General features: G+C 72.8%; 7 protein-coding genes and 3 pseudogenes. 3 read left to right on the forward strand and 7 right to left on the reverse strand.

Going from position 1 to position 10,632, the window contains the following annotated elements; genetic code table 11:
* Positions 1-102: 102 nt before the first annotated feature.
* Together JNW87_RS09540 and JNW87_RS09545 are read right to left on the reverse strand one after the other, a co-directional pair.
* Positions 103-612 (reverse strand): GNAT family N-acetyltransferase, encoded by a 510-nt coding sequence (locus JNW87_RS09540; RefSeq protein WP_238453506.1) that lies wholly within the window; start codon positions 610-612, stop codon positions 103-105.
* The gene (locus JNW87_RS09545) at positions 609-1,538 is read right to left on the reverse strand and encodes a ribonuclease Z (protein WP_109805099.1); all 930 of its coding nucleotides are present in this window, start codon (positions 1,536-1,538) and stop codon (positions 609-611) included. Before JNW87_RS09545 ends, JNW87_RS09540 begins: the two co-directional genes overlap by 4 nt.
* A gap of 408 nt (positions 1,539-1,946) precedes the next feature.
* On the opposite strand from JNW87_RS09545, the pseudogene JNW87_RS09550 reads away from it, so the two are divergent.
* Positions 1,947-2,174, forward strand: a pseudogene (locus JNW87_RS09550) (alpha/beta fold hydrolase); the annotation flags it as partial.
* A gap of 148 nt (positions 2,175-2,322) precedes the next feature.
* Here JNW87_RS09550 and JNW87_RS09555 read toward each other — a convergent pair.
* The 5 genes and pseudogenes from JNW87_RS09555 to JNW87_RS09575 all read right to left on the reverse strand — a co-directional run bounded on the left by JNW87_RS09555 (position 2,323) and on the right by JNW87_RS09575 (position 8,489).
* Positions 2,323-3,522 carry an osmoprotectant NAGGN system M42 family peptidase gene (locus JNW87_RS09555; RefSeq protein ID WP_109805101.1) on the reverse strand — a complete coding sequence of 400 codons (1,200 nt, stop codon included), beginning with the start codon at positions 3,520-3,522 and terminating at the stop codon, positions 2,323-2,325.
* Positions 3,519-5,347, reverse strand: a pseudogene (gene ngg / locus JNW87_RS09560) (N-acetylglutaminylglutamine synthetase). Before ngg ends, JNW87_RS09555 begins: the two are co-directional and overlap by 4 nt.
* An 80-nt stretch (positions 5,348-5,427) precedes the next feature.
* Positions 5,428-7,133, reverse strand: a pseudogene (locus JNW87_RS09565) (N-acetylglutaminylglutamine amidotransferase); the annotation flags it as partial.
* Between the two features lie 202 nt (positions 7,134-7,335).
* Entirely contained in the window at positions 7,336-7,998 is a 663-nt protein-coding gene (gene msrA / locus JNW87_RS09570) for a peptide-methionine (S)-S-oxide reductase MsrA (protein ID WP_109805104.1), read from the reverse strand.
* 74 nt (positions 7,999-8,072) lie between these two features.
* A complete protein-coding gene (locus JNW87_RS09575; RefSeq protein WP_109805105.1) occupies positions 8,073-8,489 on the reverse strand; it encodes an HIT family protein in 417 nt (138 codons plus the stop codon).
* Between the two features lie 130 nt (positions 8,490-8,619).
* Here JNW87_RS09575 and JNW87_RS09580 point away from each other — a divergent pair, with 130 nt between their 5' ends.
* Positions 8,620-9,759 carry a cystathionine gamma-synthase gene (locus JNW87_RS09580; RefSeq protein ID WP_109805106.1) on the forward strand — a complete coding sequence of 380 codons (1,140 nt, stop codon included), beginning with the start codon at positions 8,620-8,622 and terminating at the stop codon, positions 9,757-9,759.
* A gap of 12 nt (positions 9,760-9,771) precedes the next feature.
* A partial coding sequence (locus JNW87_RS09585) for an amidase family protein (RefSeq protein WP_309233924.1) occupies positions 9,772-10,632 on the forward strand: 861 nt, incomplete at its 3' end.

Raw genomic sequence — 10,632 nt, forward strand, 5'->3', positions numbered from 1 at the left:
CGCGGCCGGATCGACGCTCATGCCCCGATCCGCTGAGAGCGAACGGCAGCCCGACCGGCAGGGGTGCCCGCCGAACGGCGGCGGTCGAGGCGCCCGCGACGGTCAGAGCGGGCGTTCGTAGCGGAGTTGGCGGGTACGGGCGGCGCCGATGTGTTCGTCACGTGCCGACCCGGTGGGCGTCCAGCCGCCGCGTTCGTAGAAGGCACGGGCGGGGGCGTTCTCCCGGAGTACCCAGAGCACCGCCCGGGACCAGCCGCGGGCCCGCATGGCGGCCAGGGCGTCGACCATCAGCGCCCGCCCGGTGCCCCGGCCGCGCTCGTCCGGTTCCAGGTGGATCGCGTTGAGCAGGCCGGTCGCCGGGTCGCCCTCGTCGTCCGGGCCCAGGTAGCTGAAGCCGACCAGCCGGCCGTCGCGGTCCGCGACGGTCATCCGGTGGTCGTCCCGCTCCCAGGTCCACCGCTCGACCCAGTACCGCCCCATCGCCTCGGGCGTCGGCTCGGCCAGCGCCTCCGCCGGCAGGAACGACGAGTACGCCGCCACCCGCGACCGCTGGTGCAGGGCGCCGACCGGCATCAGGTCGGCCTCGGTGGCGGGGCGCAGGGTGACCGTCATCCGACCGAGGCTACCCGGCGGGGCGGGACCGGCACGGTCATCAGGTCCTCGGCGACGACCAGCTCACCGGCGAAGTGCTCGCGGGCCTCGTCGGCGAAGCGGCGCGGGTCGGCGTACCGCTGGGAGAAGTGGGTGAGCAGCAGCGTGCGTACTCCCGACTCGGTCGCCACCCGTGCGGCCTGCGCCGCGGTGAGGTGACCGACCTCGGCGGCGAGCGCGGCCTCCGACTCCAGGAACGTCGACTCGATGACCAGCAGGTCGGCGAGCTCGGCGAGGGCGTACACCCCGTCGCAGAGCGCGGTGTCCATCACGAAGGCGAACCGCTGCCCCGGGCGGGTCACGCTCACCTCGTCCCGGGTGACGCGGCGCCCGTCCACGTCGAGGTGGCCGACGCGGAGCAGCTCGCCGACCGCCGGACCGGTGATCCCGTACGCGGACAGCTTCTCCGGCAGCGCCCGGAAGCCGTCCGGCTCAACCAGCCGGTAGCCGTACGTCTCGATCGGGTGCCGCAGCCGGCGGGCCTCCAGCGTGCCGAGGCCCAGCGTGATCCGCTGCCCGTCGGCGTCGATCGGCTCGACGCGCAACTCGGCGGTCTCGTAGAAGGAGCTGGCGTGGCGCAGCCGGGCGAAGTACTCGGCGCCCGCGGCCGGGAAGTGCACGGCCACCGGGTGGGGCACCCGGTCCAGGGAGAGCCGCTGGATCATGCCGGGCAGTCCCAGGCAGTGGTCGCCGTGGAAGTGGGTGACGCAGATCCGGGTGAGGTCGGTGGCGGAGATGCCGGTGTGCAGCATCTGCCGCTGGCTGCCCTCGCCCGGGTCGAACAGCAGCACCTCGTCGTCCCAGCGCAGCAGGTAGCCGTTGTGGTTGCGATAACGGGTGGGCGTCTGACTGGCCGTTCCGAGCACCACCAGCTCGCGCATCGACACGGTCCTGACCTCCCGGCTGGGTCGACTGGCCCGGCTCCGCCGGACATGAAGCGACCCCCGGGGCTTCCGCGCTCGCGCGCGGGCCGGCTGGACTGGGCCGGCACCCCGGGGGTCGGGTGGCTGTCGTGGTTTCGCCGCACCGCTGCCACACGGTCTCGACGATCGTGCCTTTGCCCGCCTCTCGGCGGACGAGATCTCACTGTCGAGGACAGCGGCTAGCGGACAGCCACCTCACGAGTCCGATTGCTATACAAGTCTGGACCACCTCCTTTCCCGTGTACCGCCACGCTATCGACTTCCCGGCGGCCCCGGCAACGGATTTCGATCACAGGCCCGGCTGGGAATGCCCGGTGGACGCCCGCAGCGCCCGGCCGGCGAGGTCGCGCAGGCGGCGGCGGAGTTCGGGCGCTGCTGCTCACCCACGGCTGGCCGAACTCGTTCGTCGAGTTCACCGAGCTGATCGGGCCGCTCACCGATCCGCGCGCCCACGGTGGCGACCCCGGGCAGGCGTTCCACGTCGTGGTGCCGTCGATGCCCGGCTTCGGGTTCTCCGCCCCGCCACCGGAGGCCGGTTTCTCCGTCGCCCGGATCGGGCGGATGCTCGCCGAGCTGATGCGCCGGCTCGGGCACGACCGGCGTGCCCGTGGCAGGACTCCCCGGTCGGGCTGCTGGCCTGGATGATCCAGTGCCGCGGGTCGCTACGAAGCTGATGACGTGAATGGATCAGCGCCCGGGCCGCCGGGGTGATTCATCCACGACATCAGCTTCGTAGCGCCGGGTGGGCTTACGCCGGGCCCTGCGAGGCCGGGTCGGTGACACCGATCGGGCCCTCGCGGGGGCCGTCCTCGGACGCCGGCTGGACGGCCAGCGACGGGAAGTCGGCCAGGTCGCCTTCGGGCTCGGCGTCCCATTCGGGGAAGACCAGGTCGCTCTGGAGGTAGAGGCAGAGCAACTGGGTGAGGTGGCGCAGCCCGTCGAGGTGGGTGCGCTCGTGGCCGTGGGTGGCGTCGACGCCGAAGCCGAGCAGCGCCACCCGGGCGTGCGCGCCCGCCTCGACCGCCGCCGCCACGTCCGACCGGTAGTAGTCGAAGACGTCGCGGACCAGGTCGACGCCGTGCTCCTTGGCGATGGCGGCCAGGTTGCGGGTCAGGTGGTAGTCGAACGGGCCCACCCCGTCACCCATCGCCAGGGTCGCCGCGTTCTCCCGGGACTGCTGCCCGGGGGCGACCACCGCGGCGTCCACCGAGACGATCTCCGCGACGTCCGGGTCCAGGCCGTGGCTCGCGCCGTGGCCGATCTCCTCGGTGACCGTGACCAGCAGGTGCGCGGTGACCGCCGGGGTGATCCCGGCGTCGACCATCGCCTTGAACGCGGTGAGCACCGCCGCCACGCCGGCCTTGTCGTCCAGGTGCCGGGACTTCACGTATCCGCTCGGCGTGATCACCGGGTTGGGCAGGAACGCCACGAAGTCCCCGGCGTCGATGCCGAGCGCCCGCAGGCCGGCGACATCGTGCACCGGCTCGTCGACCCGGACCTCGACGTGCTCCCAGCCGACTCCCTGCAGGTCGACGTCGTCGTTGTAGCGGTGCCCGCTCGCCTTCAGCGGAAGCACCTGGCCGGTGATCACCCGGTCCAGGTCGTCGGTGAAGATCCGCACGTGGGCGCCCTCGGCGAACCGGGCGCTGTGCGTGCCGATGGTCTTCAGCTCCAGCCGACCGTTGCACTTCAGCCGCTTCACCATGCCGCCGATGGTGTCGGTGTGCACCACGATCGCCCGGTCGGCGCCGGTCTCCCGTGGCCCGGGCAGATTGGCGCTCAGCGCGCCACGCCGGGTCAGGGTGGAGGAGATGCCGAGCGCGGAGAGTCGTTCCCCGACGTACTGCTGGACGTGGTCGGTACGCCCCGACGGGCTGGGGATCTCCAGCAGCTCCACCAGCACCTGGCGGAGGTAGGCGAGGTCCAGCTCCAGCGGTTTCGGACTCACGCGACACCGCCCGTCCCGGCCGGCGACCAGAGCCGCTGCGGTGCCCGGGTGCCGGGGAAGAGCAGGTCCACGAAGCGTTCGGCGGTCGGCTGCGGCTCGTGGTTGGCCAGGCCGGGCCGCTCGTTCGCCTCGATGAAGACGTGCTCCGGCCGGTCCGGGGCGGGCACCAGCAGGTCCAGCCCGGTCACCGGGATGTCCAACGCCCGGCTGGCCGCCACGCACGCCTCGGCGATGGTCGGGTGCAGCTCGGCCGTGACGTCGTGGATGGTGCCGCCGGTGTGCAGGTTGGCGGTCCGGCGTACGGCGAGCACCTGACCCTCCGGAAGCACGTCGTGCATCCGGTGGCCGGCCTCCGCCACCACCTCGCGGGTCATGTCGTCGATCGGGATGCGGGATTCGCCGCCGGTGGCGGCGGCCCGGCGGCGACTCTGCCGCTCGATCAGCTCCGTGACGTCGTGCACCCCGTCGCCGGTGATCTGGGCGGGGCGGCGGACGGCGGCGGCCACCACCTCGTGGTCGATGACGATGACCCGCAGGTCCTCGCCGTCGCGCAGCTCCTCGATCAGCACGTCCGGGCAGAACCGCCGGGCCAGCTCCACCGCCGCGGTGAGCGCCTCGGCGGTGCGCACCCCGACGGTGATGCCGTTGCCCTGCTCGCCCCGAGCCGGCTTGACCACCACCGGGCCGACGTCCTCGAGGAAGGCCAGGTCGTCCGGCTCGCCGGTGGCGGTCCGCCCGCGCGGCACCGACAGCCCGGCCTCGGTGAGGATCCGCCGGGTGACCCGCTTGTCGTCGCAGCGGCTCATCGCCACCGCCGAGGTCAACTCGGACAGGGACTCGCGGGTGTGCACGGTCCGGCCGCCGTTGGTCAGCTTCAGCTCGCCCCACTGCGGGTCGGTGACCTCCACCCGGATGCCGCGCCGCATCGCCTCGTCGGCGACGATCCGCGCGTACGGGTTGAGCTCGTCGTATCCCTCCGGGGCGGCGGCCAGGAAGAGCCGCTCGTTGATCGGGTTCTTCCGCTTCACGCAGAGCGTGCCGGTGCGGTGGAAGCCGAGCCGCTCGTAGAGCCGGATCGCCCCCGAGTTCTCCGCGAGCACCGAGAGGTCCACGAAGGCCCGCCCCCGCTCGTCGAGCCGGTCGGCCAGTTCCGACAGCAGCGCCTGGCCGGTGCCGGGCGGCGCGTGGTTGAAGTCCACCGTCAGGCACCAGAGGCTGGCGCCGTTCTCCGGGTCGGCGAAGACTGCCACGTGGTCGACACCGGTGATGGTGCCGACGAGCTCACCGGTGGGCGCCTCGGCGACCAGGTGCAGGAAGCGATCGGTGCCGGCGTTGTCGACCAGCACCTCGACCGGCGCGGTCACCATGCCGTTGCGCGCGTAGATCCGGTTGACCGCGTCGCGTCCGCGGCGTCGCGCAGCGGACGGATCACCAGGCCGGGGATCTCCGCGCCGGAGTCGGTGGCGGCCGGCCGGCGGTCGCCCAGTGGCAGCCGGTAGGTCAGCGACGGGTCGATGAACAGCTCGTCCGGCAGCCGGGACACCAGCACGTGCGGGTCGCGCAGGTAGATGCAGATGTCCCGGGCGCCGGCCGCCTCGGAGCGCAGCACGTCGGCGACGGCGGACTGGTCGGTGAAGGTCTGGCCGAAGACCAGCCGGCCCCAGCCGCAGTCCAGCACCACGCCGGCCGGGTCGGTGGGGCGCCGCGCGGGCTCGGGCGCGCCCGGGGCGACCGGGTCGCCGCCCGGACCGGTCCGCTCCCGGCGGCGGCCGAGCACCCGTTCCCGGTCGATACGCGCCGTGCCGGTGGCGAGGGTGTCGGTCACGGTCAGTCGATTCCGTGGCTCTGGAGCCACATTTCCAGGAGTCCCAGTTGCCACAGCTTGTTTCCGTTCAACGGGGTCAGTTCGGCGTTCGGGTCGGCGAGCAGCGCGTCGACGTAGTCGGCGCGGAACAGGCCGCGGCGGCGGGCCTCGGGCGCGGAGAGCGCGTCGCGTACCCGGTCGAGGAGCTTGCCCTCCAGGTGGGTGAGGCCCGGCACCGGGAAGTAGCCCTTGGGCCGGTCGATCACCTCGTGCGGGAGGACCCGGCGGCCGATCTCCTTGAGCACGCCCTTGCCGCCCTGGGCCAGCTTCAGCTCGGGTGGGCAGCCCGCCGCCAGTTCCACGAACTCGTGGTCGAGGAACGGCACCCGGGCCTCCAGCCCGTGCGCCATAGTCATGTTGTCGACCCGCTTCACCGGGTCGTCGGTCAGCATGACCTGGGTGTCGATCCGCAAGCCGGCGTCGACCGCGGTCTGCGCGCCCGGCCGGCCCAGGTGCCCGGCCACGAAGTCCCGCGCCGGGTCGCCCTCGGCGAGCCACGCCGGGTTGAGCACCCGGGCCAGGCCGGCCGCGTCCCGGTCGAAGAACGCCTTCGCGTACGTCTCGAGCGCCTGTTCCCGGTCGACGCCGGCCAGCGGCGGGTACCAGTGGTAGCCGCCCAGGATCTCGTCCGCGCCCTGGCCGGACTGGACCACCTTGACGTGCCGGGCGACCTCCTGGCTGAGCAGGTAGAACGCCACGCAGTCGTGGCTGACCATCGGTTCGCTCATGGCCGCGACGGCGGCCTCCAGCGGCGGCAGCAGGTCGCCGGTGGGCACCTTGATCTGGTGGTGGTCGTGTCGAAGGTCTTCGCCACCAGGTCGGAGTAGACGAACTCGTCGCCCTCCCGGCCGCCGACCGCCTCGAAGCCGATGGAGAAGGTGGCGAGCCCGGACTGGCCCTCCCCGGCGAGCAGCGCGACGACCAGGCTCGAGTCGAGGCCGCCGGAGAGCAGCACGCCGACCGGCACGTCGGCCACCATCCGGCGGCGTACCGCGGTGGTCAGCGACTCCAGCAGCGCGTCCTGCCAGTCCCGCTCGGACCAGTCGGCGCGCTCGGCGGCCCGGCTGAACGCGGGGTCCCAGTAGACCCGCTCGCGGGTGGAGCCGTCCGGCTCGTAGACCCGGACGGTGGCCGGGGGCAGCTTGGTGACGCCGCGCAGGATGGTCCGCGGCGGCGGCACGATGCTGTGGAAGCTGAGGTAGTGGGCGAGCGCCACCGGGTCGATCGAGGTGTCGATCCCGCCGCCGGCCAGCAGCGCCGGCAGGGTGCTGGCGAAGCGCACCACGCCGGGCGTCTCGGCCAGGTAGAGCGGCTTGATGCCGAGCCGGTCCCGGGCCAGCACCAGGCGGCCGCTGTCCCGTTCGCTGATCGCCACGGCGAACATGCCGATCAGGTGGTCGACGAAGTCGAGCCCCCACTCGGCGTACGCCTTGACCACCACCTCGCTGTCGCCGGACGAGAAGAAGCGGTGCCCCTTGGCCCGCAACTCCTGGCGCAGTTCCCGGTAGTTGTAGATGCAGCCGTTGAAGACGCCGGTCAGACCCGAGGCGGCGTCGACCAGCGGCTGTCCGCTCGCCGCGGACATGTCGATGATCTTCAGGCGGCGGTGCCCGAGGGCCGTCGGGCCCTGGGACCAGACCCCGCTGTCGTCCGGTCCCCGGTCACTCATCGTGGCCGCCATCCGCTCCACCGCCGCGACGTCGGCGCGCGAGCCGTCCCGACGGAACTCCCCAGCCAGTCCGCACATGCCGCGCAATGCTGCCAGAGGTGGCCACAGTTCGCCTGTTGAGCTGATGCTACGGCGTTACGTGTTTGCTAGGATGCGCGCCTCTCGATTCCTGGGCGCTGCCAGCGCCGACGTTCCTGCCGACGGCCCGCGCGGTGCCCGAATCGCACCGGGCCCACGGTGTGACAAACACCGCAGGCCCGGGAAACGGACATCAGGTCGGTCAGCCGGCGGTACGCGCCACGCCCACCGGGCAGCTCAGCCCGTTGGGACCGTGGTTGCAGTACCCGTTCGGGTTCTTGGTGGGGGCCAGGTACTGCTGGTGGTAGTCCTCGGCGAAGTAGTAGCGGCCGAGCGGGGCGATCTCCGTGGTGATCTCACCCTTGCCGGCCCGCGCCACGATCGGCGCGAACGCGTCCCGGGACGCCTGCGCGGTGGCGAGCTGGTCCTCGGTGGTGGTGTAGATCGCCGACCGGTACTGCGTACCGACGTCGTTGCCCTGGCGCATGCCCTGGGTCGGGTCGTGGTTCTCCCAGAAGACCTTGAGCAGGTCCTCGTAGCTGATCCTCGCGGAGTCGTAGACCACCTGGACCACCTCGGCGTGCCCGGTCATGCCCGAGCAGACCTCCTCGTAGGTCGGGTTCGGGGTGACGCCACCCGCGTAGCCGGCCGACGTGGTGACCACACCGGGCAGGGTCCAGAACAGCCGCTCGGCGCCCCAGAAGCAGCCCATTCCGAAGACGGCGACCTGCGAGCCCTCGGGGAAGGGGCCCTTCAGCGAGGACGGGAGCACCTCGTGCCGGTCACCGATCGGCATCGCGATCGGGCGGCCCGGCAGGGCCTGGTCGGGGGTGGGCAGCTCGGCCTTCATGCGGCGAAGGAACACGGTGGGACTCCTTTCCTACCTCTCCCAGCCTGCAACACCGCCAGGCCCCGCTTCCTTACCCGGCCGACTCGCGGTCAGGCCGGCACGGCCGAGGCCACCCGCCGGGCGAACCCCTCGGCTTCGGCGTCGTCGGTGTACCGGGTCCGGGGCCAGAAGAAACCGCGCAGGCCGTCCCCCTTGGTCCGGGGCACCACGTGGGTGTGCAGGTGCGGCACCGACTGGGACACCTTGTTGTTGATCGCCACGAACGTCCCACCGGCCCCCAGACCGGTCTCCACCGCCAGGGCCAACCGCTGCACGAGACCGAAGTACCCGGCCAGCGCCTCCGCCGGCAGGTCGCTCAGGGTGACCAGGTGGGTCCGCGGCACCACCAGGACGTGACCCTTGAACACCGGCCGGGTGTCCAGGAAGGCCACCCCGTCCGGCTCGTCGGCGACGGTGAACGCGGGCACCTCACCCGCCACGATCCCGCAGAACACGCACCCGCTCATCGGGCCAGGTTAGGCGCTCGACGGGTCCGCCGCCGTGCGGCGTAGTCCCAGCCGCCCCGGCATCACCGGTGTTGTGACCCGCGTCCGGGTTCCAGCCGGTGGGACGGGCGGGAGGACTAACGTCTGCGGAATGAGTCACGGCTTCGAGACGCTCGCCATCCACGCCGGCCAGGACCCGGAGGCCCGCACCGGCGCGGTGATCCCACCGATCTACCAGACCAGCACCTACGCGCAGGACGCCGTCGGGACGCCCCGCGAGGGCTACGAATACAGCCGTTCCGGCAACCCGACCCGGGACGCGCTCCAGGAGTGCCTGGCCGCGCTGGAGGGTGGGCCCGTCGGGCTCGCCTTCGCCAGCGGCCTGGCCGCCGAGGACACCCTGCTGCGCACCATCTGCAAGCCGGGCGACCACGTGGTGATCCCGGACGACGCGTACGGCGGCACGTACCGGCTCTTCGCCAAGGTCGCGGAGCGCTGGGGGCTCGACTTCACCCCGGCCCGGGTCTCCGACCCGGACGCGGTGCGGGCCGCGATCCGCGCCACCACGAAGATCGTCTGGGTGGAGACGCCGACCAACCCGCTGCTCGGCATCGCCGACATCGCCGCCCTGGCCGCCGTCACGCACGACGCCAACGCGCTCCTGGTGGTCGACAACACCTTCGCCTCGCCGTACCTCCAGCAGCCGATCACCCTCGGCGCGGACGTGGTGGTCCACTCGACCACGAAGTACATCGGCGGGCACTCCGATGTGGTCGGTGGCGCGCTGATCGCCGCCGACGCCGGGCTCGGCGAGGGGCTGCGCTACCACCAGAACGCGATGGGCGCGGTCAACGGCCCGTTCGACGCCTGGCTCACCCTGCGCGGCATCAAGACCCTCGGCGTACGGATGGACCGACACTGCGACAACGCCGAGCGGATCGCCGCGTACCTGGACGGGCACGCCAAGGTCGGCCAGGTCAGCTACCCGGGCCTGCCGTCGCACCCGGGCCACGAGGTGGCCGCCAAGCAGATGCGCCGGTTCGGCGGCATGATCTCGTTCCGCGCCGCGGGCGGCGAGGAGCACGCGGTGGAGATCTGCAACCGCACGAAGCTCTTCGTGCTCGCCGAGTCGCTCGGCGGCGTGGAGTCCCTGATCGAGCACCCGGGCCGGATGACACACGCAAGTGCTGCCGGCTCGCCGCTTGAAGTTCCCGGCGATCTCGTGCGACTGTCTGTCGGCATCGAGACGGTCGACGACCTGCTCGCCGATCTGGAGCAGGCGCTGGGCTGACCGCTGGGGAGGGTGGCCGTGCAGGACATCATGCCGACCTGGGTGGGGGCGACCGCCAAGCAGATCGCCCGAGGCGTACGCCGGGGTGACGTCTCCGCCACCCAGGTCGTCGCCGACCACCTGGACCACATCGCCCGGGCCGACGCCGACCTCGCCGCGTTCCGCGCGGTACGCGGCGGGGAGGCGATCACCGAGGCGGAGAAGGTCGACGAGCAGGAGGACCTGGCCAACCTCCCGCTGGCCGGGGTGCCGGTCGCGGTCAAGGAGAACACCCCGGTCGCCGGCCTGCCCACCTGGAACGGGTCGGCGGCCGTGCGTACCGCCGTGGCGGAGGCCGACCACGAGGTGGTCCGGCGGCTGCGCGGCGCGGGCGCGGTGATCCTCGGGGTGACCCGGATGCCGGAACTCGGCCTCTGGGCGCTCACCGACGACGAGACCGGGGTGACCTGCAACCCGTGGGACCGGCGGCGCACCCCGGGCGGTTCGTCCGGGGGCGCGGCCGCCGCGGTGGCCGCCGGGCTGGTGCCGATCGCGCACGGCAACGACGGCCTCGGCTCGATCCGCATCCCGGCCGCCTGCTGCGGCCTGGTCGGGCTCAAGCCCGGCCGGGGCGTCGTCCCCTGCCAGCTCGGCGCGGAGGACTGGTTCGGCCTCACCGAGCACGGCATGCTGACCACCACGGTCGCCGACGCGGCCGTCGGCTTCCAGGTGCTCGCCGGCCGCCGTCAGGAGAAGCTGGTTCCGCCGTCGCGGCTGCGGGTCGGCGTCTCGCTGCGCTCCCCGGTGCGCGGCGTCGCGCCGGACGCGCCCAACCGCGACGCGGTGGCCGCGGCCGGCCGGCTGCTCGCCGCGGCCGGGCACGACACCGTCCCC

It is taken from the genome of Micromonospora sp. ATA51 (genome assembly GCF_016802855.1).
Classification (GTDB): Bacteria; Actinomycetota; Actinomycetes; order Mycobacteriales; family Micromonosporaceae; genus Micromonospora; species Micromonospora sicca.